Consider the following 26,975-nt stretch of genomic DNA (forward strand, 5'->3'; position numbering starts at 1 on the left):
CGAATTAACACGTACCTGAAGAATTTAACAGCGCACATAAAGAAATTTATGTAGACAATTAAAAAATGGGCGTGATTCGAATCACAATTAAATGCGCCCCGCATGGAAATTCTCGATTCCAGCAACCAGAGTGACACTTCATGATTATATCCAGAGCATGCACCAACCTCGCCATATCAATCGAGTAAGGAAATCTCTCATGCACTCTTTCATACGCGCCCCCCTGAGATACCTGCATTACAGCCTCGTTCTGCTCGTTCTCTTCACTACCTGTACGCATGCCGCAGCGGCCAACGCCCAAAGCCCGCGGCTGGTTGGCTACTTCACCCAGTGGAGCATCTACGGTAGCAACTATCAGGTCCGCGACATCGCGACCAGCGGCGCGGCACAGCGCCTGACCCATCTGCACTACGCATTCGGCAACGTGCGCAACAATCTTTGCGAAGTCGGCGTCAACCAAGCCAGCGATCCGAGCACAGGTGCAGGCGGCGACGCCTATGCCGACTACACTCGCAACGTCAATGCAGCGCAAAGCGTGGATGGTGTCGCCGACACCGATACACAGCCGCTGCGCGGCAATTGGAACCAGTTGCGAAAACTCAAGGCAATGTATCCCCATCTCAAAGTGGTAATGGCACTTGGCGGCTGGAGTTGGTCAAGCGGCTTCGCCAGCGCGGCGCGTCCGGAAAACCGTCAAGCCTTCGTCGCTTCATGCATTGATGCCTACATCCGCGGCAACCTGCCCGTCGTTGATGGCGCAGGTGGGCCGGGCGCGGCGCTTGGCGTGTTCGACGGCTTTGTCCTCGACTGGGAATTCCCGGTCGTATGCGGACTGACCTGCGGCACCCCCGAAGATCGGGCGAACTACACCGGGCTGATCGCAGAATTCCGCCGCCAGCTTGACGCGGTACGTCCTGGGCTGTTGTTGGCCGTGGATGCAGGCGCTGGCATCGACAAGATCCGAGTCACCGATCCGGGCGTGTATCAACGCTACCTGGACTACATCGACGTGATGACCTACGACTTCCACGGTGGATCATCAGACGCGACCACCAACCATCACTCCGCGCTGTTCCACTCGCCGTTCGACCCCTCAACCGGCGATAAGCGCTATTACAACAGCACCGACGCGATATTGGCATTCCTCAAGCGCGGGGTTCCTGCGCATAAGCTCAATCTTGGCATCGGTTTCTACGGGCAGGGCTGGAAAGACGTCGCCAATATCAACAATGGCCTCTATCAGGCGGGCAACAATGCCGGCGTATCAAAATACAACGTGTTGAAAACACACGCCGGCAACGATTATTACGACCACCACGCCTTCGCCCACTGGAAATACGATAAAGTCAATTCCACCTTCTGGAGCTACGACGACCCGGCAATGGCTAACATCAAGGGCGGCTACGTCAAAGCGTTAGGGCTAGGCGGGGCATTCTTCTGGGAGTTGAGCGGAGACGACGAACAAGGCGGCCTCCTCAATGCGTTGTACGAAGGATTGCACTGAGGCTGAAGCCTGCGGTGGCGCTGCGACTGGTCAGCGCCACCTTTCGGACATCACAATCCGCAGCACATCGTCGAGCAATGCCGCCGCGGTCACCTCGGCGCCCGCGCCCGGCCCCTGGATCAGCAAAGGCTGTTGCCGATAACGATCGCTGTGGATAGCAACGCGATTGTCGGTGCCGGTGCCGCTGGCCAGTGGATGCGACAACGGCAGTTCACGCAGCCCCACCGACGCACCATGCGCATCGAAACGACCAACGAAACGCAGACAGGCGCGACGCGACCGCGCTTGCGCTAGACGCGTCGCCAACGGTGCGTCCAGGACCGCCAGTGCGGCATCCAGGTTCGCGCGCGGCGCAACCGCCAACGCGGCCGGCAGCAGCGATTCAACCTGCACCTGATCGACGCACAGCGGCACTCCGGCAACCCGCGCCAGGATCAGCAGTTTGCGCCGCACGTCCTCACCGGACAGGTCATCGCGTGGGTCCGGTTCGGTATAGCCGGCGGCCATCGCCTCGCGCACACATTCGGAAAACGCGCGACTACCGTCGTAGTGGTTCAGTAACCACGCCAGTGAACCGGACAACACACCTTCCACAGCATGGATGTGATCGCCGCCAGCGGCCAGCGCACGCAGGCTATTGAGCAGCGGCAACCCAGCGCCGACCGTGGCGCTGTCGCCGTAGTGCGCGCCTGTGGCGTGCCTTGCGGCATGGATCTGCTCGGCACGGGCCAGCGCCGCACCTTGCCCAAGCTTGTTGGTGGTGACGACATGCACGCCGCGCTGCAACCATTCGGGATGGCGCTGCGCCACTGCCTCGCTGGCCGTGGCATCGACCACGATATCGCCGTGGCGCAGATCCTCCGGCAAGACCACCGCCGCCACACCGCGTGTGGCGGCATTGGCGCGGGCAAGGGCCTGCGCCGGCGCGTGCGCGTGCGCGTGCGCGCATTCGATCACTGTGCGCGAATTGGCCAACCAGGCCAACGCAGGCAGATCGGCACGACGCGGCTGCAGCACCTGATAGCGCGCGACGAAGGCGCGACCGACGGTGCCAGTCCCTAGCAAGCCCAGCCGCGGTGGCGCCACTGCGGCGTGCGCCACCGGCAACGGACACGCATCGGCCAGCGCGTTGCTCACGCGTCAATCCGTTTGCGCGACACCGCCTCGCTGGCATGCTGCGCACGCTCCAGACCCGCTTGCAGGTCGGCCAGCAGGTCGGCGCTGGACTCGATGCCCACCGACAAACGCAACAGGCCATCGGAAATACCGGCGTTGGTCCGCGCTTCCGGCGTCATCGCCGCATGCGTCATCGACGCTGGATGGGCAATTAGGCTTTCCACCCCGCCCAGCGATTCGGCCAGGGTGAAATAACGCAGTCCGTCGACGAAGGCGCGGACCTCGGGCTCAGCGCCAGCCAACTCGAAGCTGATCATCGCACCGAAGCCCTGTTGCTGACGCGCCGCGATGGCATGGCCGGGATGCGTGGGAATGCCTGGGTAGTACACCTGCCGCACCGCCGGGTGCGTCTGCAGCAGTTCCACCACCGCCTGCGCATTCTCCTGGTGCACGCGCAAGCGCGCATCCAACGTGCGCAGGCCGCGCAGGGTCAAGAACGCATCGAACGGCGAACCGGTCAGGCCCAGTGCGTTCGCCCACCATGCCAGTTGCTTATGCAATTCGGCATCGGCGGCGATCACCGCACCACCGACCACATCGCTATGGCCATTGACGTACTTGGTGGTGGAATGAACCACCAGGTCGGCACCGAAAGCGATCGGCTTCTGCAGCGCCGGGGACAGGAAGGTGTTGTCGACCACCACCAACGCACCAGCCTTGTGCGCGGCGTCGATGACGAAACGCAGATCGGTGATGCGCAGCAGCGGATTGGACGGGGTCTCGATCATCACCAGCCGTGGCGATTGCGCCAACGCCTCGGCCAAGGCGCGCGGATCGGTCAAATCGACGGTAATCAGAACGAAGTGGCCCTTCTTCGCCAGCGCATCGAACAGCCGCCAGCTGCCGCCGTAGGCATCGTGCGGCACCACCAACGTGTCGCCCGGCTGCAGCAGCGCGTTGAGCACCAGATTGATCGCGCCCATGCCGGTAGCGGTGACCACGCCGCCGGCACCGCCTTCCAGCTCCGCCAACGCTTCGCCGAGCAGGTCGCGGGTTGGGTTGCCGCTGCGCGTGTAATCGTACTGGCGCTTGTTGCCAAAGCCATCGAAGCTGAAATTCGACGACAACACGATGGGCGGGGTCACGGCACCATAAGCAGTGTCGCGGTCGATGCCAGCACGCACCGCGGCGGTGGCGGTGCTACAAGGCAGGTCGGTGTCGTGGGCGGTACTCATGCGGCAGCTCCGGTGGGGCGAAGGGCGGTGGCGAGGATCGCGTCGATGCGATCGGTTTCTTTCAGAAATGCATCGTGTCCGTAAGGCGAACGCAGCACGCGCAGACTGCCGCGCGGCCCCAACCCTTCGACCAGGGTCACCAGATCGGACAACGGCACAAGGCGGTCGCCCTCGACCGCGACCACCACGGTGGGCACGGCAACGGCGCTCGGATCAATGCGATGCAGGTCGATCGATTCGGACAGGCGCAGATAGGCGTTGACCTGGGTGCGCGCCACGTACTGCGCGCCAGCGGCATCCAGGTAATCCTCGGCGGCGACGCGCACGCGGCCATTGATCACTTCCGGCGCCGCATCGAAGCGTTCGCCGAATTCTTCGGGCGTGCGATAGCTGAGCATCGCGAACTGCCGCGCCAACGACAGTCCATGGTGTTCGGCGCACTGCAATTGACCCAGCGCCACCGCGCGGCGCTGCAACGCGCGCCATGCAGCGGCATACGGATGCGCGCGATGTGCCCCACTGACCGCAACCAGCTTGCGCAGGCGCTGCGGATGGCGCACCGCCAATTGCAGGCCGACCAGGGCACCGTAGGAATAACCGACGAAGCCATGCAGTTGGACGATGTCCAAGGCATCCAACAATGCGGCGATCGCGTCGGCCTGGTCGGCGCTGTCGATCGGTGCGTCCAGGCTACCGTCGGCGCCGACGAAATCGAACGCCAGCAACCGCAACTGGCTTGGGTCCAGCGCGCGTCCCGGCGCGACCAAATCCTCCGCCCACCCCTTCTCGGGAAACGTGGCATTGGCGGCGAGATGCCGATGCGCGGAAATGCCGCCGGCCACGAACACCACCGGCGCGCTGGCCGGGCCGCTCAACTCATAGCGCAAGCGCAACAATTGCACACCCGCATGGCGCAGCGGCAGCGCCACCGCGATCTCGCCACGCATGACGCGCACACCATCGACCGGCGCCGCCGATGCAGGGTAGCGGTCGTGAGGCGCGGCGACGGGGGTAGAGCGATGGGACGTATTCACGAGTTGCACGGCGGTATCCAGTGAGGAACGGCCATCGAGCTTCGCGGAGCTCGCGTTCGCCATGCAGAGGGCATGGATCGAACCATCTTTCGGCGGACGCGTGGATCCCCGCAGGATTTGGCACCGACACGAGCGCTTACGCGCCCGCTGGCTGCCCCGGCATCAAAGGGCCTGTCCCTCCGCCGGTCTCGATGGTGAGGCTACAATGCCAGCGCCCTTGGGTAATGTCAATCGCTTTATTCGGATGAAGCGATAATGAATGCTCCAATTCCCCGTATCGACCATCACTCCGAATTCCTGACCAAGCACCGCTCCACGTGCGCCGACACCACTCACACCGCTGGCTTGCAATGGTCTGGCTGCTGACGCTTGCGTCCAGCACGTGCGGGCAAACACTACTGCGTTGGAACGCGCCCCACCCGGTCGCGCACGCGGCCCCAACCTGGCTGACGGTCACCCCTCGCCGCAACGGCCTGCGTGAAATCTGGCTGGGCAATCCGCTGGGGGGGCCCGTGCAGATCCGGCTATACGGCGACGTCACCGGATTCAAGGCCGTCCCGGCAATGCCGCGCGACATCGAACTGGCGGCGGGCGAACGCCGCCTGGCGAGCTGCCTGTATCCGCTCGACGGCGATACCGACGCCAGCGGTTCCAGCGCGGACCTGCGCATCGAGGCGACCCCCGGTTCGCCGCACGCTCACGCCGAGCCTGTCCTCTACCAATTGCCTTTCAAGGACGTGCCAGTCCGCATCGATCAGGGCTTTGGCGGCACCTTCAGCCACCACGATCCGGCCAACGCCTACGCACTGGACTTCGCGCTGCCCGAAGGCACCCCGATCCTGGCCGCGCGCGAGGGCGTGGTGATGGAAATCCGCGACGACTTTCGCGAGTCCGGCACCGATGTCGCACGCCTGGGGCACGCAGCCAACCTGGTGCGTATCGTGCATGCGGACGGGAGCATGGCGCTCTACGCCCACCTGGCCGCCGGCGGCGTGCAGGTTCGGGTTGGACAGAGCGTACAGCGCGGCGAGCGGCTCGGCCTGTCCGGCAACACCGGCCTGACGACCGCACCGCACCTGCACTTCGCGGTGCAGCTCAATCGTGGCCTGCGCCTGGAATCGGTACTGTTCCGCATGGCGGGTCCGCTCGGCGAACTGCACTTCGCCCATCCCGATCCGCACAGAGTCCGGCACGACAACTGAACGGACCGGCAGACAAGCCCGCTATAATTGCCGGCTTTCCAGTTTCCGATGACGCCCGTCGGGCGTGCTACCCATGTCCGAAGTCGCCACCGAAACCGCGCGTCGCCGCACCTTCGCCATCATTTCCCATCCCGACGCCGGCAAGACCACGCTGACCGAAAAACTTTTGCTGTTCGGCGGGGCGATCCAGATGGCCGGCTCGGTCAAGGGCCGCAAAGCCGCACGCCACGCCACTTCGGACTGGATGGCGCTGGAAAAGGAACGCGGCATCTCGGTGACCTCGTCGGTGATGCAGTTCCCCTACGAAGGCAAGATCATCAACCTGCTCGACACGCCCGGCCACGCCGACTTCGGCGAGGACACCTACCGCGTGCTCACCGCGGTGGATTCGGCGCTGATGGTGATCGACGTGGCCAAGGGCGTGGAAGAACGCACTATCAAGCTAATGGAAGTGTGCCGGCTGCGCGACACGCCGATCATGACCTTCATCAACAAGCTCGACCGTGAGGGCAAAGACCCGATCGACCTGCTCGATGAAGTAGAGACCGTGCTCGGCATCCAGTGCGCGCCGGTGACCTGGCCGATCGGCATGGGTCAACGACTCAAGGGCGTCGTGCATCTGATCAGCGGCGAAGTGCATCTGTACGAGCAGGGTCGCAACTTCACCCGCCAGGACTCGACCATCTTCCCGTCGCTGGACGCGCCCGGCTTGACCGAGACAATCGGCGAACAGATGCTGGCCGAACTGCGCGAGGAACTGGAACTGGTGCAAGGCGCCAGCCATGCATTCGACCTGGACGCCTATCGCGCCGGCAAGCAGACGCCTGTGTTCTTCGGCTCGGGCGTCAACAACTTCGGCGTGCAGCCGTTGCTGGACTTCTTCGCCGAACATGCGCCGCCGCCGCAGCCACGCGCCACCACCGGCCGCCAGGTGCGGGCCGACGAAGACAAGCTGAGCGGCTTCGTGTTCAAGATCCAGGCCAACATGGACCCGCAACACCGCGACCGGGTCGCATTCATGCGCATCTGTTCTGGCCGTTTCGGCGCCGGGATGAAAACCCTGCACGTGCGCACCGGCAAGGAAGTGAAACTGGCCAATGCGCTGACCTTCATGGCCAGCGACCGCGAGATCGCCGCCGAAGCCTATCCCGGCGACGTCATCGGCATTCACAACCATGGCACCATTTCCATCGGCGACACCTTCACCGAGGGCGAGGCCCTATCGTTCACCGGCATTCCCAATTTCGCGCCGGAACTGTTCCGCCGCGCGCGGCTGCGCGATCCGCTCAAACTCAAACAATTGCAGAAAGGGTTGGCACAGTTATCCGAGGAAGGTGCCACGCAGTTCTTCCGCCCCCTGATGAGCAACGACCTGATCCTCGGCGCGGTCGGCACCCTGCAATTCGATGTGGTCGCCTACCGGCTCAAGGACGAATACGGTGTGGACGCCAGCTTCGAGCCGGTCGGCGTGGTCACCGCGCGCTGGGTGCATTGCGACAATGCCAAGAAACTGGAGGAATTCCGCGAGAAGAACGCGATGAACCTCGGCATCGACGCCGCTGGCGAATTGGTCTACCTGGCCCCGAGCAGAGTCAATCTGCAACTGGCGCAGGAACGCGCGCCGGACGTGCGCTTCGCCGCCACCCGCGAACACGCGCACAGCATGGTGCTGGACTAAGAGTGGCTAACAACACGTTGCGAGTCGCTGTCGGATGAGCGCGGACGGCGCACAGGAACCGCAGTCTACAGGGGTACATCATGAGGATTCCGAACACTGCCCGCGCCCGTCCGGCGGTGAAGCAGTCGTTTCATCAGCTACTCTAAACCGCTCAAACGCGGCGAAACATGACGACAACTGAGCGCACGCACAACCAGCGGCGCCATGTTGCACCACGATGGATGCGAGCCACTCGCAATTGCGTTAACGTATGTTGCCATGGACGCAGATCACTCGCCCGCCTCCACACACGCAGATGCGTCCCCCTCAACAGACTGGCGCGACGAACTCGCCAGCACGCTGACTCACGGATTGGGCGCAATCGCGGCGCTGGCCGGCGGCTCGGTACTGATCACCCTCGCGTCAATCTACGGCGATGGCTGGCAACTGGCCACTGCCATCGTGTTCAGCGTGACGTTGCTGTTGCTGTACGTGGCATCCACTCTGTACCACGCCATCTCGCATCCCGGTGCCAAGGCGCGCCTGCAGATCTTCGACCATTGCGCGATCTACCTGCTGATTGCCGGCACCTACACCCCGTTCACCCTGATCGGACTACGCGGCCCATGGGGTTGGGGCTTGTTCGCGGCGATCTGGAGCATCGCCGTGGCCGGAGTGATCTTCAAGCTGTTCTTCACCGGGCGCTTCCGTCTGCTCTCGACCTTCCTGTACATCGCCATGGGCTGGCTGATCGTGGTCGCGATCGAGCCACTGTTGCGCGCGATCGATACCCGGACAGTGTGCTGGCTAGTGGCCGGCGGCCTGTTCTACACCCTGGGCACCTATTTCTATCAACGCGACACCGTGCGTTACTTCCACGCGATCTGGCACCTGTTCGTCCTCGCAGGCAGCGTCTGCCATTTCGTCGCGGTGACCGGGCAAGTGCTCTGAGGTCGCCGCGACGGCATTTCGCGCTCTGCACATGGCACCGCCCAAGCGACCGCGCTTCACGGATAGCGCGACACTTTACCGGGATCCATGCTGCGCATAGCCGCTGCACATAGCTCAGGAACGCGGAAAGACAAAAACCTGAAACACCTGCGCGAGACCGCACAGTTGCCTTTCCGAATCCCGAATTCCCAACAGACAGGCAACTCAACTGGCGATATAGCGCTGCAACTGATCCAGTTCCTGGCGTTGTTCTTCAATCACCGCCTTGACCAGATCGCCGATCGAGATCAACCCGATCACCGTGCCTGCCTCCACCACCGGCAAGTGGCGGATGCGGCGCCCGGTCATCAGTTCCATACACTGCTGCACGCTCTGCGCCGGATCCACGGTGTGGACCTTGTCGCTCATGATGTCGCGCACCGGCGTGGTCGCCGAAGAGCGCTCCTGCAACACCACCTTGCGCGCGTAGTCGCGCTCGGACAGGATCCCGGCCAGATGCCCGTCCTGCATCACCAGCACCGCACCGATGCCCTTGTCGGCCATCAAGCGCAACGCCTCGATCACCGCCGCATCCGGTGCAATCGCGTGGATCTCACCGCCCTTCTCGCTCAACACATGCCGTACCGTACGCATCGCTGCCTCCCGGTTCGCTGGATCGCGGGTCAGAGCATACTCCTTTGCCGGGCGCACGCCATGTATCGACCAGATACAGCGGACGTTGTTTGGACTCCTCGTACAAGCGACCGAGATACTCGCCGATCAGCCCCAAGGCGATCAGTTGCACACCGCCCAGGAACAGAATCACCGCCATCATCGTCGGCCAGCCGGCAACCCGATCGCCCCATAGCGCGGCCTTGCCCACCACGACCGCTCCATAGGCAAATGCGGCGACGGCAGTCACCAGACCCAGATACGTCGCCACCCGCAATGGCGCAGTGGAGAAACCAGTGATGCCGTCCAGGGCGAAATTCCACAGCCGCCACAAGCTGAATTTGCTGCGCCCGGCCAGACGCGGCGCGCGCCGGTACGGCACCGCTAGACGGCGGAAGCCGACCCAGCCGAACAGCCCCTTCATGAAACGGTGGCGCTCGCGCAACTGCCGCAGCGCAGCCAGCGCACGCGGCGACAGCAGGCGGAAATCGCCGGTGTCGGCGGGGATCGGCGTCTTCGACAGGCGCCCGATCACCCGATAGAACAACGCAGCAGTGCCGCGTTTGAGCCAGCTTTCGCCCTCGCGCAGGATGCGCGTGCCGTAGATGTCGTCGTAGCCGGCACGCCAGTGCGCGACGAACTGCCCGATCAATTCCGGCGGATCCTGTCCATCGGCATCCAGCAACACCGCCGCGCCACGCTCGACGAAATCCAACCCAGCGGTCAAGGCCAATTCCTTGCCAAAATTGCGCGACAAGCGCAGCGCCCCGATCCGCGGATCGGACTCGGTCAGCGCCAGGATCGTGTCCCAGGTCGCATCGCGGCTACCGTCGTCCACATACAGCACGCGGCCTTGCAATCCCTCCAGTCCATCGAGCGCGGCGAGGATGCGCGGCTGCAACAGCGGTAGAGTCTGCGCCTCGTTGAACGCAGTGACGACAACGGTGAGACGTTCGGGTTCCATCGGCGAATGGTACGAAGGATGGCATGACTGCACCAGCGATCCCGCGCGCTTCGGACGATGAACGCAGAATCCAACATCAGCGCCGCAGCGCCGACATCAAACGCCCCCGAGCCACCCGCATCACGCGCGCAATGAGTCGCTAACAACCACCCAAACGACTGCAGCGCCGCCGGGCGGGTGCAGACAGTGGCTCGAGATCCTCATATGCAACCTGCATACTGCGGTTCCTGCGCGCTGTCCGCGCCTGCCCGACAGCAACTCGCGACGTTTTGTTGGCCACTCTAAGGCGCCTGTAGGAGGTAAGCTGGGCCACCCAATTGTCGAGCCTGGCGTTCAATCCAGTCGGCGCGGCGCTGCACATACGCCCCAGGTCGCGCGGCGTCATAGCGCTGCGGTGCAGGCAACACGGCAGCCAACAATGCACTCTGCGTCGGTGTCAGTTGCGCCGCGTCCTTGCCCCAGAAGCGACTGGCCGCCGCCTGCGCGCCGTACACCCCGTCGCCGAACTCGGCGACATTGGCGTAGACCTCCAAAATCCGCTGCTTCGACCACAGCGCTTCGATCAGCACCGTATACCAGGCCTCCAGCCCTTTGCGCAGCCAACTGCGGCCAGACCAAAGGAACAGATTCTTGGCCACCTGCTGACTGATCGTGCTGGCGCCGCGCAGGCGCCCGCCGCGCGCATTGTGGTCGCGCGCCTTCTCGATCGCCTCCAGGTCGAAGCCATGGTGGCGGGGAAAGCGCTGATCCTCCGCCGCCACCAGCGAGATCGGCAAGCTGGGCGCGATCTGCGCGCTATCGCGCCAGCGATAGGCGATACGGAACGACCACTCGCCGCTGCCCCAGGCGCCAACCTGACGCTCCAGCATCATCGCCGAGAGCGGCGGATCCACGAAGCGCAGTGCCAGCACTTGCGAGACACTCACCAATCCGAAAATCAACGGCAACAACAACAACCCGCGCAACGAACGTCGCGCAAGCGATCTGCGCGCCGGCATGGCACTTGCTTCATGCCGTGTCGCCCCCATTGCAATGCGTTCTTCGATCTGGTCCACCGCGATGATCCATTCTCTAGCGATCACCATCTTCCCATGCCCAGCGAGGCCGCAATGCATTCTTCCGACGATCGCCTGACCCGCTTCCTGCTGCCCCATGCCGGCGTGCGTGGCGTACATGTGCGCTTGCAGGACACCTGGCGCGAGATCCAGGCACCGGCGCACTATCCGGCTGCTGCGACCGAACTGCTCGGCGAAGCCTGTGTCGCCGCCGCCCTGTTCACCGGCCACACCAAGGTCGATGGGCGCCTATCGGTGCAACTCCGCAGCCAAGGCGCGCTACGCACTCTGTTCGCCGAATGCACCGCCGCCGGCACCCTACGCGGCATTGCCCAGTTGGACGAGGGACTGGATGCCCCGCGCGACCTACGCACGCTCGGGGACGATGCCCTACTGGCGATCACCATCGAGAACCCCGGCCTGGACCCGCGCGAACCGCAGCGTTACCAGAGTCTGGTAGCCTTGTCGTCGGCCGAACTGGACGAGGCGCTAGAGGACTACTTCCGCCAGTCGGAGCAATTGCCGACCCGGCTGATTCTGGCCGCCGACGGACCCCAGGCGGCAGGTCTGCTGCTACAGAAACTGCCCGGCGATGCCGGCGACGCCGACGGCTGGAACCGCGTCGGCGCCCTGTTCGAGACCCTCGCCGCAGCAGAACTGCTCATCACCCCGGCGGACATCCTGCTGCATCGACTCTTCCACGAAGAGACACCGCAATTGCTCGGAACCCGCCCACTGCGCTTCGGCTGCTCCTGCTCGCGCGAGCGGGTCGCGGCAATGCTCCGCTCACTGGGCGAAGCAGAGGCGCGTGCCGCAGCCGAGGCGACGGGGCAGGTCGAGATCCGCTGCGAATTCTGCGGACACCGCTACGATTTTCCACTGGCAGAATTCGGCGTATTGTTTGCCATAACGCAGGCTGAACTCCCGTCATCGGAGCGCATGCAGTAACTGGAAGGCGCGTCGGGAACCGGACACTCAACTTGTTAAATAAACATAAATCAACTACCATTATCCACCCGCCAGGCGGGAACTTTCGTTCCCTCCATGAGTATCAAAGATCTGATGCGAGCATTCTTGCGCCTGCCGCTAGCCCTACTGATCGCCTTGTCGGCGATGACGGGCGCGCACGCGCAGAGTAAAGCCGGCAACCCCAACGATCACACCGTGCTGCCGATCTGGAACAAGGGCAGCGGCAAGGTCGAGGCGCTGTTATACCTTGAGCCAACCGGCGAACAAGCCGTCGGCGCGCGCTGGCACTTCGGTGGCAACTCGCTGGATGCGGCGTTTGGGCTGTCCTCCGGCGACTCGCTCGGCCTACTATGCAATAGCGCCAGCGGCAGCAGCATCAGCGGACTGGCCAGCCACTGCATGCTCGCCAGCCTGGGCGACGAGGATGGCGCAATCGGCCACCACGTTGCCGCCACCACCTCTTTCAATCGTCCCGGTGGGCGCCTGTCGCTGTCCGCCGGCAGCGGACGCGAGAACCTCCCGGCATGGCTGGCAGGCGCCAACAAAACGCCGTCGATGCGCATGGAGCAAAACGATCTGACCGTGTTCGCCCAGCAGAACATCGGCCGCGAAGGCTTCGTCTCCATTGGCGGTACCTATGCCCGCGCGCGCCTGGTGCCGATCGCCGACGCTTCGCCCGCCCTGGTCGATCAGTGGGACAGCAAGAGCCTGAGCATAGGTGGTGGCTACCGCTCCTTCAGCGCCAACATCATCGGTCGCGTCGTCGACGCCCCGGGCCAGCCGGGCAAGTGGTCGGGCCTGGGGGTCGGACTGACCTGGCGCACTCCGTGGAGTGGACAGCTCACCGTTGGCGCAGAGAACGTCATCACCCGCGGCAAGAACCCCTTCGCCCCGAACAACATCAGCACCGAAGAGGGCACCATCCCCTACGTGCGGTACGAGCAGGATCTGTAGCACACCACCATCCGCGACACATGGGTCAAGCGGTCGCACCTGATCTATTGCACAGCGAGCGGACAAAGTACGAATTCACTTTAAATAAGTGATTTTTTAACGGTACTTTAATTCTTCCTCCAACCGGGCTACCATCCCGGCACCCTGACGGCTCTTTGGGGTCGCCCTTTCGATTCGGCCGACAGGCATACCTCGGGCTATGCCCCAATTCTCATTTGGAGAGAGATAAATGAATTGCAAGACCAACCAACTGCGCGACGCAGTCGTGCTCGCACTGGTCGTGGGAGCTGGCGGCACGGCAGGTGCGGCCATCGCTCAAGACGCGGGCAGTGCCGGCGCCACCACCCTGGATCGCATTGAAATCACCGGCTCGCGCATCCGTCAGGTCGACACCGAGACCGCGCAACCGGTGATGCTGATCAGTCGCGACCAGATCGAGAAGCAAGGTTTCAAGTCCGTCGCCGACATCCTGCAGAACATTCCCACCGCCGGTTCTCCAACAATCAGCCGCACCTCACCCCTCGCCAACGGTGAGAACGTCGGCGGTTACTACATCGATCTACGCAACCTCGGCGCCGCACGCACGCTGGTGCTGGTCGATGGCAAGCGCCTGGGCACCACCAACGGCGGCCTGCAGGACGTGTCTTCGATTCCCGCTGTGGCCGTCGAGCGCATCGAAGTGCTGAAGGACGGCGCCTCCTCGATCTACGGTTCAGACGCCATCGCCGGCGTGATCAACATCATCACCCGCAAGCATTTCGACGGCGCCGAAGCCGGTGCCTACATTGGTCAGTACGGCAAGGGCGACGGCCAGCGCCAAGTCTACGACTTCATGATGGGCAGCAGCAGCGATCGTGGCTCGCTGACCGCCGGCGTCGAATACACCCAGGAAGATCCGGTATGGGCGCGCAACCGCTGGTTCAGCCGCGACCGCTTCCCGACCGGCGAGAAGTCCGCCCCGCGCCAGGGAGGCCTGTCCGGCACCACGCAGTATGGCCGTTTCACCTACACGGACAGCGCCGGCAAGGAAACCCGCACCCTGCGCCGCGACACCCCCGGCCTGGATCCGGCAAACATCAACAGCTACCGGGCACTGAACAGCTCCGATGTCTCCAATCCGGCGCTGGCCTCGACCGTTTACAGCGGCATCAAGCGCAAATCGGCGTTCATGAACGGCACGTTCAACTTCTCCGAGAACGTCCACTTCGACACCAGCCTCCTCTACACCGATCGCGATTCGTTCGCGCAGAACGCAGGCTATCCGTTCAAGAGTACCGATTTCGCCCTCACCCAGGGCGGTCTGTCGGCCAATAGCGTGTTCAATCCGGTCGGCAACGATGCCACCGGCGGCCTGCCCCCGGGCGCCGCCCCGCAAGCCATCCAATACGTGCGCCGTGGCTGGGAAGTGCCGCGCGAAGTGCGCAACAACCTCTCCACCTACCGCTTCACCGGCGCCTTCAGCGGCACCTTCGAGCTGGGCGAAAGCAAGTTCTGGGATTGGGACGCAGGCTATCTGTACAACCAGAACAAGGGCGTGCAAATCACCACGGGCAACTTGAACACCCTTGCGGTGAGCCAAGCAACCGGTCCGTCTTTCATCAATGCCAATGGCGTGGCTCAGTGCGGAAGCGCGAGCAATCCCATCTCCCTGGGCAGCTCCGCAGGCAACTGCACACCGTGGAATCCGTTGATTCCGCTCGGCTACAACTCGCCTAACAGCCTTGGCGACCCGAACGTACAGAAATTCCTGTACCAAAACGGTCAGGCCGTGTCGAAGACCGAGACGAAGAACTTCTTCGCCAACATCAGCGGCAGCCTCTTCAGCCTGCCGGCGGGCGATCTGGCCATGGCGCTGGGTGCCGAACATCGCCAGGAAAGCGGCTACTTCTCTCCGGATGCGATGGCGCAAGCGGGCATCTCCACCAACCTGGCAAGCGGCCCAACCCGCGGCAAGTACAGCCTGAACGAAGTCTATGCCGAGTTCCAGGTACCGTTGCTGGCCGACATAGCGTTCGCCAAGGAGCTGAGTCTGTCGCTGGCTAGCCGTTACTCCGACTACAACAATTTCGGCAATACCGTGAACAGCAAATTCGGCTTCAAGTGGAAGCCTATCGATTCGCTGATGTTCCGCGGCACCTGGTCGCAGGGCTTCCGCGCGCCGACCATCGCCGACTTGTACGGTGGCCTGTCGCAGAGCTTCGAGAACTACACCGACCCCTGCGATACCAAGTTCGGCACGGCGGCGGGCAATGCGCGCTGCGCGGCGGCGGTGCCGGCGGGCTTCCGTCAGCTCAACGCCTCCGGTACGGCCCCGGCGCCGGGCCCCGGCGAGCAGAGCAACGTTCCGTTCCTATCCGGCTCCACGCCGACACTGAAACCGGAGACTTCGACCGCCAAGACCCTGGGTCTGGTATGGAGCCCGGAGTTCGTCAGCGGCCTGAACGCCTCGCTGGACTGGTGGAAGATCCGCATCAATAACACCATCGTCAGCGATGACCCGAGCACCTTGCTGGAAGACTGCTACCTGCGTGGCATTGCCTCGCGTTGCACGGGCTTCACGCGCAATGCAGCCGGCAACATCACCTCACTGTCCTTCGGGCTGCGCAACGCCGGTTACCAGGACACAGAGGGCTACGATCTTGACCTCAGCTACCATTTCGACACCGCGTTCGGCAACTTCACCACCATGTGGCAGAGTACCTACGTGTCCAAGAACGAGCTGAAGCAGGATAACTCGGGCAATCCGCCGAGCCAGCAGAACGGCTACCAGAACTCGGGCGGCAGCTACTTCCGGGTGCGTTCGAACTTGAGCCTGACCTGGCAGATGAACGACTGGGCGGTCACCTGGAGCACGCGTTACTACTCCGGCGCCAAGGAACGCTGCTTCTTCGATGATCGTTGCAGCAATCCGAACTTCACCGCTCCGGAGTACCAGGGCGCGACCTACCCGGTCAACCGCATCGGTGCCAACACCTTCCACGACCTGCAGGTCAGCTACAACACCCCGTGGAATGCCACCGTCGCGGTCGGTGCCAACAACGTGTTCGATCACTATGCCGCCCCATCGTACTCGGCGCCGAGTTCCGGCTACTCGTACTACGGCGGCTACGACATCGGTCGTTTCATCTACATGAAGTACCAGCAGCGCTTCTGATCGCCTCGCGATCACCGATGCGTCACCACAACGGCTCCGCAAGGGGCCGTTGTTTTTTGTATCTGCGCGCGGCAGAAATCCCGCACGTTACGAGAGACGCGGCACAGCTACGCCCCCCGCCTGTGTCCAGTTCTTCAGAATGGACACAGCAGAAGCGATAGGGTGCGATCGATACGCGACGCATCACTCCATGATCGCGCTTCGTCGCGAACATGAAACGAATTGGCCTTGTGCAAACACACACGGCCAGAATGGCCCTAGGCGCATACACGAACGCGCCGGTCTCGACGCTTATCGATCCAAAGCGTGTTCTTGCGGTTTTCCACAGCAGACAAGACTCAGCCTTGTTGCGGGCAAGGCCCGAACACTCGCTTGCCGCTCACCACGAATCAGCCAGGAATCAGCGTCACGATGACGTGCTCGACGTAGGCCTCGAATTCATCGCGCGCCTGCTTGGGCTGATGCAATTGCAAGGAAAGTTGTAGAAAGCCGACATAGGCGGCATAAGCAAGCCGCGCACGGTGCTGGGCATCGGTGCGACTGAGTCCAGCTTGGCGGAACGAGGCGATCAGGTAGTCCATGCGCCGCTGCGAAACCCGGTCGATGATCGGCCGCACCGCAGGGTGATCGAGCACTTTAAGCAACTCGCTGTAGATAATGTGCGGCTTGACCTCGTGCGCCACCAGCTGGAACAGGGCACGCAAACGCGTGCGCGGATCCGCCACCTCCTCCAGGCTACCGAAAACATGTTGCTGCTCGACCAGCTCCCAGCGCTCCAACGCCGCTTGCAACAGCGCATCACGCGAGGGGAAATGCCAGTAGAAGCTGCCCTTGGTCACCCCCAAACGTCGCGCCAGCGGCTCAACCGCCACCGCATTCACGCCCTGCTCGGCGATCAAGTCCAGCGCCGCCTGGGCCCAGTCTTCAGCGCTGAGCCGGCTATTGCGGCTACCGCTGGGTGGTACAGGGCCATCGTCGGAAGAAGGGGCAGGCACAGTATTCATCAGCGGATTTAACCATACGGGCGGGTTAGTTGCAGGATGTCGCTTGGACAAGCAGCGCACACATGCCCGGCGGCGCTGGCTTTTCGTCCCCATACCAGAGGGTATTGACATCACCGACGGGAAATCCATACGATTAAGTATGGACTCATCGACGGCCACGTTCCCGCACCGCGCTCACAGCAGGCTTGATGACGCCAGGTCCGGGGGACTGACCACGATCACCATGGTCGCAGGCAAGGCGGGCAGCTCTCTGTCTGCGCACGGCCGCAACCTGCCCCTCCATGGCCGGGCCACCAACACCAGCTTGATCACGGCTGTGCTGCACTTTCTCCACGCCCTGTCACCAGCCAGCGCCGGCGCACCGTCCGCCGTTACCGAGTCCATTACCGGAGCACATCCATGAGCATCGCCACTCCCTTTCTCGTGTTGTTGCTGGCAGGCGCCTTTGCCGCCTATCACCGCATGCGGCTCGCGCTCTGGGCCGCATCGAGTGCGACCTTACTGGTCGCCTGTTGGCTACTCGGCGCCAGTCACGTCGCCACCATCGTCGCGGCGGTATTGCTGGGGCTGGTGGCGGTTCCGCTGCTGCTGCCGTTCGTACGCAAACCGCTGCTGACCACGCCCTTGTTGAATGTATTCCGCAAGGTGTTGCCGCCGCTGTCGCAGACCGAACGCATCGCCCTGGAAACCGGCTCGGTCGGTTTCGAAGGCGAACTGTTCACCGGCGATCCGGACTGGCAGAAGCTGCTCAACTATCCCAAGCCGCAGCTCAGCGCAGAAGAGCAAGCGTTCCTAGATGGCCCGGTGGAAGAACTGTGCCGGATGATCAACGACTGGGAGATCACCCACGTCCATGCCGATTTGCCACCGGAGTTGTGGAACTTCATCAAAGAACACAAGTTCTTCGGCATGATCATTCCCAAGGCTTACGGCGGCCTGGGTTTCTCCGCACTCGCCCACCACAAGGTGATCCAGAAGATTACTTCCGCATCAAGCGTGGTCAGTTCGACCGTCGGCGTGCCCAATTCGCTGGGCCCAGGCGAATTGCTGGTGCATTACGGTTCCAAGGAACAGAAGGACTATTACCTGCCACGCCTGGCGGTAGGCCAGGAAGTACCGTGTTTTGGCCTCACCGGCCCATTCGCCGGCTCGGACGCCACGTCGATTCCCGACTACGGCATCGTCTGCAAGGGCGAGTGGAGCGGCGCCAATGTGCTCGGCGTCAAGCTGACCTTCGACAAGCGCTACATCACTCTGGCACCGGTCGCGACGCTGATCGGCCTGGCGTTTCGCCTGTACGACCCGGATGGCCTGATCGGCGATACCCAGGACGTCGGCATCACCTTGGCGTTGTTGCCGCGCGAGACCCCGGGAGTGGAGATCGGACGCCGCCATTTCCCACTGAACTCACCGTTCCAGAACGGCCCGATCCACGGCCGCGAGGTCTTCATCCCGCTGAGCCAACTGATCGGCGGCGTGGACATGGTCGGCAAGGGCTGGAACATGCTCAACGAGTGTCTAGCCGTGGGCCGCTCGATCACCCTGCCCTCCACTGCCAGCGGCGGGGTCAAATTCGGCGCGGTGGTCACCGGCACGTACGCGCGCATCCGTAAGCAGTTCGGCTTGTCGGTCGGCCGCTTCGAGGGCGTGGAAGAGGCGCTGGCGCGGATCGGCGGCAAAGCCTACGCGATCAGCGCATTGGCACAGGCCACCGCGGCGGCGGTGGATCGCGGCGACGTACCGTCGGTGCCGTCGGCGATCGCCAAGTACCACTGCACCACGATGAGCCGCGAGGTAATCAGCGACGTGATGGATGTGATTGGCGGCAAGGGCATCATCCTCGGCCCGCGCAACTTCGCCGGGCGCGCCTGGCAGGGCGCGCCGATCGCGATCACCGTGGAGGGCGCCAACATCATGACCCGCAGCCTGCTGATCTTCGGTCAGGGCGCAATCCTGTGCCATCCCTGGGTGATGAAGGAGATGAAGGCCGCAAGCAATCCCGACCACAACGCAGGCATCGACGCGTTCGACCGCAGCCTGTTCGGCCATATCGGCTTCGCCCTCTCCAATGCGGTACGTTCGCTGTGGTTCGGCCTGACCGCTGCGCGCATCGGCGCCGCCCCCGGCGACGCCTACACCCGGCGTTTTTTCCGCAAACTGGACCGGTATTCGGCAAACCTGGCGTTGATGGCCGACGTGTCGATGCTGATGCTCGGCGGCAAGTTGAAATTCAAGGAATCGCTGTCCGGACGCCTCGGCGACGTCCTCAGCCACATCTACATGACCAGCGCCATGCTCAAGCGCTATCACGACGATGGCGCGCCGGCGAGCGACCAGCCGCTGCTGGCGTGGGCCTTCCACGACAGCGTACACAAGATCGAACTGGCCCTGTCGGCGGCACTGCGCAACTTCCCGATTCGTCCGGTCGGCTGGCTGATGTGGGCGTTGATCTTCCCCTGGGGCCGTCGCGCCGAAGCGCCGGGCGACCGCCTGGGCCACCGCGTCGCCGCGCTGCTGATGACCCCGAACGAAGCACGCGATCGCCTGGGCCAAGACGTGTTCCTGACCCCCTGCGAGAACAACCCCGGTGGCCGCATCGCCAGCTACCTGACCAAGGCCGTGCTAGCCGAGCCGGTGGAACGCAAGTTCCTGAAAGCACTCAAGAGCAAGAAAATCCAGGCCCTGGACTTTACCTCGCAACTGGACGAAGCAGTCCGCGAAGGCATGCTCACGCTCGATGAGCGCCATCAGCTAGAGGAACTGCGCGACATCACCATGGACACGATCAGCGTCGACGACTTCGACACCAACGAACTCCGCTCGGCTAGTTATTCCAACCGGATGAGCAGCGGTAACGACCACTCGCGCGAAGCGGCCTGATCCTGCGCAGCAGACAACCTCAAGACGGTGGATCTCGGTCCACCGTCCGTCTCGCGAGCGCCAACATCGGGAACACTCGCACATGGTCGATGACAGGAACATGTGCCCGCAGAAGAATAGGCAGCCACAGCCTGCGCCGCGCACGCGATACAACAACCGCACTCATGACGCCAGCAACAACATCGCCATGGCCACCAGCGCAGGCAGCGCCTGCACGAACAGAATCCGACGATTGACGCTCCACGCGGCATAAAAACCGGCCACCACCACGCAAGCGAGGAAGAACAGCATCACATCGACCCGCTGCGCAACCGCACCCCAGCCCAAACCAGCGGCCAGAAAACCGTTGTAGAGCCCCTGATTGGCAGCCAGCACGCGAGTCGCCTGGGCTTTTTCAGGCGTATTGCGAAACACCTTCATCCCCAACGGGCGCGTCCACAGAAACATCTCCAGCACCAGAATGTACAGGTGCAACAACGAGACCGCGCCCACCAAGACCGTCGCCAACAGGGTCATCGCACGCTCCGAGACAGCGGAAATAATATCCAGCATAGCCTCCAATTAAGGCAAGCAGCCAGTCGCGGAATTACCGCTCCCCGAGCGGAAGCGCGCACGGCAACGGCGACGAGACGACAGCCTTATTGGTGCAAATGCACCATACCGGCCCTGCACGACACGCAGAACCTGTTCGCCGAGCATATGCTCTATCCTTGGCGACTAGCGTCGGTACTCTTGAACATGGGGCATTGTGGGTGTACGACTACATCATCATTGGCGCGGGTTCGGCAGGTTGCGTCCTCGCCAATCGTCTCAGCGAAGACCCCAACTGCACAGTGCTACTGATCGAAGCAGGACCACGCGATCGCAATCCTTTTATCCACATGCCGGCGGGCTTGGCGCGTCTGGCCCGCGATCCTCGCTTCAACTGGAACTATCTCACCGAGGCCGAGCCGAACTTGAACGGTCGCCGCCTGTGGTGGCCACGCGGCAAGGTGTTGGGTGGCTCCAGTTCGATCAATGCGATGTGCTACGTGCGCGGCATACCTGCCGACTACGACAACTGGGCCGCCGATGGCGCCGAGGGTTGGGACTGGCACGGCGTACTGCCCTACTTTCGGCGCAGCGAATGCAATAGCCGTGGCGGCGATGCGCTGCACGGCGGTGACGGCCCGCTGCATGTGTCCGACCTGCGCTATCACAACCGGCTGTCGGATCTGTTCATCGCCGCTGGCGAGCAAGCCGGCTTCCCGCGCAATAGCGACTTCAACGGACCGCAGCAACAGGGCGTTGGGCTATACCAAGTGACACAGAAGGATGGCGCACGCTGCTCGGCCGCGGTCGCCTACCTGGCGCCGGCGCGTGCACGGCGAAACATGCACGTGATCACCGAGGCACTGGTGTTACGGTTACTGATCGAGGGCACGCGCGTGGTCGGTGTCGCCTATGCGCAGCACGGCCGCGAAGTACAGGCGCGCGCCGAGCGCGAGGTGCTGCTCAGCGCCGGAGCAGTGAATTCCCCTCAGCTGCTGATGCTCTCGGGCATCGGCCCAGCCGATGCACTGCAACGTCACGGCATCGCGGTGCGCCTGGATCAACCTCAGGTCGGTGCCAACCTGCAGGATCACCTGGACGTGTGCACGCTGTACCGCACCCGCCCAGGGATCAGCTACGACCGCCGCAACCAACTCAAGGTCGCTTTCGATTACTTCCTGCGCGGCCACCGCGGCGTCGGCAGCAGCAACATCGCCGAAGCTGGCGGCTTCGTGCGCTCGCCTTTGGCAACGGATGCACGCGCCGACATCCAACTGCATTTCGTCCCGGCAATGCTCGAGGACCACGGTCGCAAGCGCCTGCCCGGCGACGGCTTCACTCTGCACGCCTGCCATCTGCAGCCGCGTAGCCGCGGCCGCATCATGCTCAACGACGCCGACCCACGCACACCGGCACGAATACAGGCGAACTATCTCAGCGACCCGGATGGCTTCGACCTGCGCATGCTGGTGGAATGCGCGCGTCTATCCCGACAGATCCTGCAACAGCCGGCGTTCGATAGCATGCGTGGCGCACCACTGTTGCCCGCACGCGACGATCTGGACGAGGCCGGCCTGATCGCCTTCATCCGCGCCAAGGCAGAAACCATCTACCACCCGATCGGCACCTGCCGGATGGGCAACGACGCGCAAGCGGTGGTCGATCCGCAACTGCGCCTGCGCGGACTCGATGGCCTGCGCGTGGTCGATGCGTCGATCATGCCGCACCTGATCGGCGGCAACACCAACGGTCCGACCATGATGATCGCCGAGCGCGCCGCCGACATGATCCGCGATCGCCCCCTGCTACGCGACGCCTGAGCGGTCAAGAGCACCGCAACACAACCAAGCGCAACACCGGCCAGGACCAAGCGCGACAGGCGATCGCGAACCTGCCTGCGATCGCAGTCAACGACACGCCATCACCCAGCCGAGCCCACGCCTCACCGAGAAGGACGGGTACCTGCCGCCACCGACGAACGGCATGACGCTTGCATGCACAACACTTCCAGCGCGGCTGCTGACTGAGCGCCCGGGGGACACTGCACAGGCGCCATTTTGGCGGGGAAATTTTCTTCAGGATCAACCTCATGCCTATTCATCTTCTCTCAGTTTGTGCAATAGCGAAAAGCAGCGCTAGAATCGACCCGGGCAGCACCTCACAGGCATCAGGCGCAATGACACAGAACAGCAGACGCCGGTTTATTCGACCGGTGGCAATCGGTTTGCTCGGGGCCTTGTTGCCCCTTGCGATGTCCTCCACCGCACAAACTCCGGCACCCGCGCAACCGTTACCGCCGCCCCTTTCTCCCCAGGCTCACCAACCTTCTTCGCCGACAGCGCCACTGTCCAATCGCGACTCGCTGGCGCAGAGTCATGCTCTGCCATTGGCCAAGGATTTCGATGTCGCGAGCCTGGAAAAAATCGCCGAGCAGTTGACCTATGGCGAACGCGTCCCGGGCCTGGCAATGGCGATCGTGCATAACGGCGAAGTCCTCAGCGCACGCGGTTACGGCGTCACCGACGTCAACCACCCCCAACCGGTCGATGCACACACCGTGTTTCGGCTCGCCTCGCTATCCAAGGCCTTCGCCGGCACCATGACCGGCTTGCTCGTCAACGACGGCATCCTGCGCTGGGATAGCAAGGTCGTCGACTATGTCCCAGGTTTCCAGCTCAGCGATCCGGCCGCCACGCACCAGTTGAACGTGGCCGACCTGCTCAGCCACCGTGTCGGCCTGACCTTCAACGCCTACGACGGCGATGTCGAATCCAATGTCGATTACTACACGCTCAGCCACAAGCTGGCCTATGCGCCACTCAAGTGCGCACCGGGCGCATGCTATGCGTACCAGAACGTCGCCTTCAGTCTGATCGGCGACGTGGTGTTCGCCGCATCCGGCACCTTCTACGAACAGTTAGTGGAGCGCCGCATCTTCAAACCGCTGGGCATGAACGACGCCAGCCTGGGCTTGGCAGGCATCCAATCCAGCCCGCGCTGGGCGCACCCGCACGTGCGCAATCGTAACGGCTGGGTGTCGCTGATGCCCAAGCCTAATTACTACCGGCTGGCACCGGCGGCAGGCGTCAATGCCAGCATCAGCGACATGGCGCAGTGGCTGATCGCCCAGACCGGACACCGTCCTGACGTATTGCCTGCGCCGCTCCTGGCAACGCTGCATGCCCCGCTCATCCCCACCCCCGGCGAAATGCGCTCGGGTTGGCGCCACGCCCGTGTCAACTCGGCCAGCTATGCGCTGGGCTGGCGCGTGCTGGATTATTCCGGACACCAGGTGATGTTCCATGCCGGTGCGGTGCAGGGTTATCGCGGCCTGATCGCGCTGTTGCCGGAACGCGACCTGGGCGTCGTGATCCTATGGAACGGCGAAAGCGGCCTCCCCTCAGGCCTGCTGCCGACCGTCATTGATCGGGCAATCGGGCTACCGGCGCAGCGCTGGTTGGATATAGACACCGACTTCGGCAGCGACAATCTGCTGACCGAGCATGCAGACCCGAAGGAGAAGAAGGGCGTGTCTTCGTCCACCTCGGTTGCTTCGCCACACTGACCGAAAACACGATTGAGTTATCGCGGAAGGCGGCGCAAGCCGCCTTCTTGCTATCCAACGCCTATACACCCAATGGCGGCGGCCACACATTGCCCCGCAAGATCCCGAAGCGGGACACCCGCCATTCGCGCGCGCGCCAACCGCTCGCGCCACGCATGCGAGGGCGCCGGCATGACACCGAGCCACTGGCTTGGAAAAGATTACTGATGCGTGGACACGCTACAACAAACGCCGTGACCGATGGGCAAGAGGCTGTGGGCACAAGAGGCGGGATCCGATGGAAACATTGCGCTGCGATCAGCAGCTAACAACCGCGCACTGAGCGCATTCGCCAACCGACATTCCCTTCGCAGGCGAGAGCATCGTTGCGCCGACAGCCGATGCCACGCCATGGGCGCAGTACGTTGAGCCGATCGCAACAGAACAGAGGGTTACCACAATAAAAAAGCTCCCTCCCCGCTGGGCACCGGGGAGAGAGCTTAGGAACGGCTATCGGGATAAATCAGATCAGCGGTGCAGGCGTCGCCGGCAGCGCGACCGGAGCGGCCTTCTTCTTGCGGACGACCGGCTTCTTCTTCGCCACAGTCTTCTTGGCGGTGGCCTTCTTCGCGGCCGGCTTCTTGGCTGCCGACTTCTTCACCGTCTTCTTGGCAGCGGTCTTCTTGGCGCCAACCTTCTTCGCGGCCTTCTTCACCGTCTTCTTGGCAGCACCCTTCTTGGCGGTCTTCTTGACTGCCTTCTTTGCGGCCTTCTTCACTGCCTTCTTAGGAGCGGTCTTCTTCTTGGCGGCCTTCTTCACCGTCTTCTTGGCGGCAACCTTCTTGGCTGCCTTCTTTACCTTGGCGACCTTCTTTGCCACCTTTTTGGCGGCCTTCTTGACCGCCTTCTTTACCGCAACCTTCTTCGCTGCCGGTTTCTTGGCAGCAGTCTTTTTGACCGCTTTCTTGGCGGCCGGTTTTTTCGCAGCTTTCTTCGTGGCCATGAGATGGCTCCTCGTCAGTGAACTATGGATTGAAAACGCCCAGTTAAAGCAAACACGCGGCGATGATCTGCCTGCATGACCCACCGGCTCGCGCTACGAGCCGGACCGGATACAGAAACACCCGTACCGAATGTCGATACGGGTGCTTTGCCAGGGAAGACGTTGCATTTCTCGGGGGGAAGCGACCCCAACTCCACCATCGTCGGTTCTGTGGCGGATGTCCAAGTTGTGCTTTGCGCTTTGATGTCGATCCGATTCACTCGGTTACACAGCAACGTCTGCTGAGCGAAACCTAATCACGGTTTTTTTTACTGTCAACACTTCCGCGCAAATTTTTTTCAAAAAGATGTGCCGTGCGGCGCGGAGGCACGCCACATCGATCGCGATGACATCGCCGTCGGCGCCATGGGCGGCGCATCCACTCAACTCTAGGCCTGAAGAAAAACCCGAAAATTTCCGAGGTTTTTTGCAAAATCGCATCATCGCAGGCTGATCATCGGCACGCATGCGAGACCCGGAAGCGAGGATGCGATGCGCACACCCGAGCCTGTCCGCCAGCTGAAAAAAATTTCGACGCCACATGCAATTTTTGGATCCAACACGCCCAAATGCGCAAAATTGCGCGAACTTTCTTGCCGTCTGTCGGCCTCCTGCAGACATCGACGAGGTCGGTCGTGGTGGTATCCGGCAAGACCGATGGCATGCACGCATTAGGTCACGACGACACCATCCGTCACCACTCAATTGGCCAGAACAACGCACGCCATGCACTGAAGTCGAACGCATCGCCGCTGTCTGCAGCGCGCCAATCGAGCAATGTTCCGCACGTTCAACAGTCCACATCCAGTCTCGACCGATATCGGCGATCACACGCGCAAGCCATCTACCTGACATCGTCGTGGGCGACGGAACTAACGCCAATAAACTGACGCCACCGACACTATGCGCACACCGAAACCGGCACACCGTTCAATCGCACGCGCCATCCTGAGAACGACATCGCCCGGATGCACGCTTCGCACTACGGCTGCGACGATGAATGGACAGGGCACAGGCAGGATGCAAGCAGGCCAACGCCAAAAAAAACCGGCCGCACTGGGCGGCCGGTTCGGGTGTCGCGAGACAGCGGAAAGCTCAGTGGCCGTCTTCCTCAAGCAGCTCGGCGTATTCGTCCGGTGACAGCAGGTCGTTCAACTGCTCCGCGTCGTCCAACTCCAACACCAAGATCCAGCCCTCGCCATAAGCATCCTCGTTGATCGTCTCCGGCTTGTCGCTGAGTGCAGTGTTGACCTCGACCACCCGACCGCTCAACGGACTGTAAACATCCGAGGCGGCCTTGACCGACTCGACCACGGCCACGCCGTTACCGGCCTCAATCTGATCGCCGACGTTAGGCAGTTCGACGTAGACCAAATCGCCGAGCAGGCTCTGCGCATGGTCGGAGATGCCGATGGTGACGCGACCATTACCTTCGACGCGCGCCCATTCATGGGACTTGAGGAATTTGAGGTCGCCAGGGATCTCGCTCATAAAGCTGCTCCGGAAGAAGACGGTATCAAGGGTGGAA

The 26,975-nt window shown here is 62.8% G+C and carries 21 protein-coding genes, 2 other RNA genes and 1 riboswitch; of the genes, 11 read left to right on the forward strand and 12 right to left on the reverse strand.

Features of this window, described 5'->3' with window-relative positions; translation table 11 throughout:
• The first annotated feature begins 130 nt into the window (after window positions 1-130).
• The gene (locus XalbCFBP2523_RS08095) at window positions 131-1,504 is read left to right on the forward strand and encodes a glycoside hydrolase family 18 protein (RefSeq protein WP_343251074.1); all 1,374 of its coding nucleotides are present in this window, start codon (window positions 131-133) and stop codon (window positions 1,502-1,504) included.
• A 30-nt stretch (window positions 1,505-1,534) separates the two neighbouring features.
• On the opposite strand, the gene XalbCFBP2523_RS08100 is transcribed toward XalbCFBP2523_RS08095, so the two are convergent.
• Genes XalbCFBP2523_RS08100 through metX form a run of 3 tightly spaced genes read right to left on the reverse strand, consistent with a single transcriptional unit; the run spans window position 1,535 to window position 4,952 of the window.
• Entirely contained in the window at window positions 1,535-2,641 is a 1,107-nt protein-coding gene (locus XalbCFBP2523_RS08100; protein ID WP_045766049.1) for a homoserine dehydrogenase family protein, read from the reverse strand.
• Window positions 2,638-3,855, reverse strand: coding sequence for an O-succinylhomoserine (thiol)-lyase (locus XalbCFBP2523_RS08105; RefSeq protein ID WP_012916668.1), 1,218 nt, complete (start codon window positions 3,853-3,855; stop codon window positions 2,638-2,640). Before XalbCFBP2523_RS08105 ends, XalbCFBP2523_RS08100 begins: the two co-directional genes overlap by 4 nt.
• Window positions 3,852-4,952 (reverse strand): homoserine O-succinyltransferase MetX, encoded by a 1,101-nt coding sequence (gene metX / locus XalbCFBP2523_RS08110; RefSeq protein WP_187388409.1) that lies wholly within the window; start codon window positions 4,950-4,952, stop codon window positions 3,852-3,854. The genes XalbCFBP2523_RS08105 and metX overlap by 4 nt, the downstream gene beginning before the upstream one ends.
• A gap of 16 nt (window positions 4,953-4,968) precedes the next feature.
• A riboswitch (SAM riboswitch) is annotated at window positions 4,969-5,087 on the reverse strand.
• A gap of 152 nt (window positions 5,088-5,239) precedes the next feature.
• Here metX and XalbCFBP2523_RS08115 point away from each other — a divergent pair.
• Together XalbCFBP2523_RS08115 and XalbCFBP2523_RS08120 are read left to right on the forward strand one after the other, a co-directional pair.
• Window positions 5,240-6,091 carry a M23 family metallopeptidase gene (locus XalbCFBP2523_RS08115; protein ID WP_045766050.1) on the forward strand — a complete coding sequence of 284 codons (852 nt, stop codon included), beginning with the start codon at window positions 5,240-5,242 and terminating at the stop codon, window positions 6,089-6,091.
• 73 nt (window positions 6,092-6,164) lie between these two features.
• Window positions 6,165-7,769, forward strand: coding sequence for a peptide chain release factor 3 (locus tag XalbCFBP2523_RS08120; RefSeq protein WP_045766051.1), 1,605 nt, complete (start codon window positions 6,165-6,167; stop codon window positions 7,767-7,769).
• Between the two features lie 4 nt (window positions 7,770-7,773).
• On the opposite strand, the gene XalbCFBP2523_RS08125 is transcribed toward XalbCFBP2523_RS08120, so the two are convergent.
• Window positions 7,774-7,848, reverse strand: a non-coding RNA gene (locus tag XalbCFBP2523_RS08125) — sX9 sRNA.
• Between the two features lie 179 nt (window positions 7,849-8,027).
• Between XalbCFBP2523_RS08125 and trhA the strand changes: the two genes are divergently transcribed.
• Complete coding sequence (trhA, locus tag XalbCFBP2523_RS08130) at window positions 8,028-8,699, forward strand: PAQR family membrane homeostasis protein TrhA (RefSeq protein ID WP_045766052.1); 672 nt, start codon at window positions 8,028-8,030, stop codon at window positions 8,697-8,699.
• A 204-nt stretch (window positions 8,700-8,903) separates the two neighbouring features.
• Here trhA and XalbCFBP2523_RS08135 read toward each other — a convergent pair whose 3' ends face one another.
• Window positions 8,904-9,332: a CBS domain-containing protein gene (locus tag XalbCFBP2523_RS08135; RefSeq protein WP_045766053.1), complete on the reverse strand. Its 429-nt coding sequence runs from the start codon at window positions 9,330-9,332 to the stop codon at window positions 8,904-8,906.
• Window positions 9,292-10,314, reverse strand: coding sequence for a glycosyltransferase family 2 protein (locus XalbCFBP2523_RS08140; protein WP_045766054.1), 1,023 nt, complete (start codon window positions 10,312-10,314; stop codon window positions 9,292-9,294). The genes XalbCFBP2523_RS08135 and XalbCFBP2523_RS08140 overlap by 41 nt, the downstream gene beginning before the upstream one ends.
• 202 nt (window positions 10,315-10,516) lie before the next feature.
• Here XalbCFBP2523_RS08140 and XalbCFBP2523_RS08145 point away from each other — a divergent pair.
• A non-coding RNA gene (locus tag XalbCFBP2523_RS08145) (sX9 sRNA) lies at window positions 10,517-10,592 on the forward strand.
• 3 nt (window positions 10,593-10,595) lie between these two features.
• Here the strand turns inward: XalbCFBP2523_RS08145 and mtgA are convergent.
• Entirely contained in the window at window positions 10,596-11,342 is a 747-nt protein-coding gene (gene mtgA / locus XalbCFBP2523_RS08150) for a monofunctional biosynthetic peptidoglycan transglycosylase (RefSeq protein ID WP_045766778.1), read from the reverse strand.
• A gap of 81 nt (window positions 11,343-11,423) precedes the next feature.
• On the opposite strand from mtgA, the gene hslO reads away from it, so the two are divergent.
• The 3 genes from hslO to XalbCFBP2523_RS08165 all read left to right on the forward strand — a co-directional run bounded on the left by hslO (window position 11,424) and on the right by XalbCFBP2523_RS08165 (window position 16,446).
• Window positions 11,424-12,317, forward strand: a complete 894-nt coding sequence (hslO, locus tag XalbCFBP2523_RS08155) for an Hsp33 family molecular chaperone HslO (protein WP_045766779.1) — start codon at window positions 11,424-11,426, stop codon at window positions 12,315-12,317.
• 114 nt (window positions 12,318-12,431) lie between these two features.
• The gene (locus XalbCFBP2523_RS08160; protein ID WP_045766780.1) at window positions 12,432-13,292 is read left to right on the forward strand and encodes an XOO1806 family protein; all 861 of its coding nucleotides are present in this window, start codon (window positions 12,432-12,434) and stop codon (window positions 13,290-13,292) included.
• A gap of 229 nt (window positions 13,293-13,521) precedes the next feature.
• Window positions 13,522-16,446 carry a TonB-dependent receptor domain-containing protein gene (locus XalbCFBP2523_RS08165; protein ID WP_045766055.1) on the forward strand — a complete coding sequence of 975 codons (2,925 nt, stop codon included), beginning with the start codon at window positions 13,522-13,524 and terminating at the stop codon, window positions 16,444-16,446.
• Window positions 16,447-16,835: 389 nt separating this feature from the next.
• On the opposite strand, the gene XalbCFBP2523_RS08170 is transcribed toward XalbCFBP2523_RS08165, so the two are convergent.
• The gene (locus tag XalbCFBP2523_RS08170) at window positions 16,836-17,450 is read right to left on the reverse strand and encodes a TetR/AcrR family transcriptional regulator (protein WP_045766056.1); all 615 of its coding nucleotides are present in this window, start codon (window positions 17,448-17,450) and stop codon (window positions 16,836-16,838) included.
• A 399-nt stretch (window positions 17,451-17,849) separates the two neighbouring features.
• On the opposite strand from XalbCFBP2523_RS08170, the gene XalbCFBP2523_RS08180 reads away from it, so the two are divergent.
• Window positions 17,850-20,330: an acyl-CoA dehydrogenase gene (locus XalbCFBP2523_RS08180; protein ID WP_045766057.1), complete on the forward strand. Its 2,481-nt coding sequence runs from the start codon at window positions 17,850-17,852 to the stop codon at window positions 20,328-20,330.
• A gap of 162 nt (window positions 20,331-20,492) precedes the next feature.
• Here the strand turns inward: XalbCFBP2523_RS08180 and XalbCFBP2523_RS08185 are convergent, their stop codons facing one another.
• On the reverse strand, window positions 20,493-20,846 hold the full coding sequence (locus XalbCFBP2523_RS08185; protein WP_012916681.1) for a DUF1304 domain-containing protein: 354 nt from the start codon (window positions 20,844-20,846) through the stop codon (window positions 20,493-20,495).
• Window positions 20,847-21,082: 236 nt separating this feature from the next.
• On the opposite strand from XalbCFBP2523_RS08185, the gene XalbCFBP2523_RS08190 reads away from it, so the two are divergent.
• The gene (locus tag XalbCFBP2523_RS08190; RefSeq protein ID WP_045766058.1) at window positions 21,083-22,681 is read left to right on the forward strand and encodes a GMC family oxidoreductase; all 1,599 of its coding nucleotides are present in this window, start codon (window positions 21,083-21,085) and stop codon (window positions 22,679-22,681) included.
• 356 nt (window positions 22,682-23,037) lie between these two features.
• Window positions 23,038-24,426, forward strand: a complete 1,389-nt coding sequence (locus XalbCFBP2523_RS08195) for a serine hydrolase domain-containing protein (RefSeq protein ID WP_012916683.1) — start codon at window positions 23,038-23,040, stop codon at window positions 24,424-24,426.
• 502 nt (window positions 24,427-24,928) lie between these two features.
• On the opposite strand, the gene XalbCFBP2523_RS08200 is transcribed toward XalbCFBP2523_RS08195, so the two are convergent.
• From XalbCFBP2523_RS08200 to gcvH, 3 genes are all read right to left on the reverse strand, one after another.
• A complete protein-coding gene (locus XalbCFBP2523_RS08200) occupies window positions 24,929-25,408 on the reverse strand; it encodes a hypothetical protein (RefSeq protein WP_045766059.1) in 480 nt (159 codons plus the stop codon).
• A 264-nt stretch (window positions 25,409-25,672) separates the two neighbouring features.
• On the reverse strand, window positions 25,673-25,915 hold the full coding sequence (locus tag XalbCFBP2523_RS16340) for a hypothetical protein (RefSeq protein WP_146084063.1): 243 nt from the start codon (window positions 25,913-25,915) through the stop codon (window positions 25,673-25,675).
• 627 nt (window positions 25,916-26,542) lie between these two features.
• Complete coding sequence (gene gcvH, locus XalbCFBP2523_RS08205) at window positions 26,543-26,938, reverse strand: glycine cleavage system protein GcvH (RefSeq protein ID WP_012916687.1); 396 nt, start codon at window positions 26,936-26,938, stop codon at window positions 26,543-26,545.
• Window positions 26,939-26,975: the final 37 nt, after the last annotated feature.

Source organism: Xanthomonas albilineans, assembly GCF_002939705.1.
GTDB lineage: Bacteria > Pseudomonadota > Gammaproteobacteria > Xanthomonadales > Xanthomonadaceae > Xanthomonas_A > Xanthomonas_A albilineans.

Coding starts and splice junctions, on each gene's coding strand:
- XalbCFBP2523_RS08105 (WP_012916668.1), bottom strand. CDS start 3,855: ATGAGTACCGCCCACGACACCGACCTGCCTTGTAGCACCGCCACCGCC.
- gcvH (WP_012916687.1), bottom strand. CDS start 26,938: ATGAGCGAGATCCCTGGCGACCTCAAATTCCTCAAGTCCCATGAATGG.
- metX (WP_187388409.1), bottom strand. CDS start 4,952: ATGGCGAACGCGAGCTCCGCGAAGCTCGATGGCCGTTCCTCACTGGAT.
- XalbCFBP2523_RS08160 (WP_045766780.1), top strand. CDS start 12,432: ATGCGAGCATTCTTGCGCCTGCCGCTAGCCCTACTGATCGCCTTGTCG.
- XalbCFBP2523_RS08135 (WP_045766053.1), bottom strand. CDS start 9,332: ATGCGTACGGTACGGCATGTGTTGAGCGAGAAGGGCGGTGAGATCCAC.
- trhA (WP_045766052.1), top strand. CDS start 8,028: ATGGACGCAGATCACTCGCCCGCCTCCACACACGCAGATGCGTCCCCC.
- XalbCFBP2523_RS08115 (WP_045766050.1), top strand. CDS start 5,240: ATGGTCTGGCTGCTGACGCTTGCGTCCAGCACGTGCGGGCAAACACTA.
- XalbCFBP2523_RS16340 (WP_146084063.1), bottom strand. CDS start 25,915: ATGCGTGCCGATGATCAGCCTGCGATGATGCGATTTTGCAAAAAACCT.
- XalbCFBP2523_RS08195 (WP_012916683.1), top strand. CDS start 23,038: ATGACACAGAACAGCAGACGCCGGTTTATTCGACCGGTGGCAATCGGT.
- mtgA (WP_045766778.1), bottom strand. CDS start 11,342: ATGGGGGCGACACGGCATGAAGCAAGTGCCATGCCGGCGCGCAGATCG.
- XalbCFBP2523_RS08170 (WP_045766056.1), bottom strand. CDS start 17,450: ATGAATACTGTGCCTGCCCCTTCTTCCGACGATGGCCCTGTACCACCC.
- XalbCFBP2523_RS08180 (WP_045766057.1), top strand. CDS start 17,850: ATGAGCATCGCCACTCCCTTTCTCGTGTTGTTGCTGGCAGGCGCCTTT.
- XalbCFBP2523_RS08165 (WP_045766055.1), top strand. CDS start 13,522: ATGAATTGCAAGACCAACCAACTGCGCGACGCAGTCGTGCTCGCACTG.
- XalbCFBP2523_RS08185 (WP_012916681.1), bottom strand. CDS start 20,846: ATGACCCTGTTGGCGACGGTCTTGGTGGGCGCGGTCTCGTTGTTGCAC.
- XalbCFBP2523_RS08120 (WP_045766051.1), top strand. CDS start 6,165: ATGTCCGAAGTCGCCACCGAAACCGCGCGTCGCCGCACCTTCGCCATC.
- hslO (WP_045766779.1), top strand. CDS start 11,424: ATGCATTCTTCCGACGATCGCCTGACCCGCTTCCTGCTGCCCCATGCC.
- XalbCFBP2523_RS08140 (WP_045766054.1), bottom strand. CDS start 10,314: ATGGAACCCGAACGTCTCACCGTTGTCGTCACTGCGTTCAACGAGGCG.
- XalbCFBP2523_RS08200 (WP_045766059.1), bottom strand. CDS start 25,408: ATGGCCACGAAGAAAGCTGCGAAAAAACCGGCCGCCAAGAAAGCGGTC.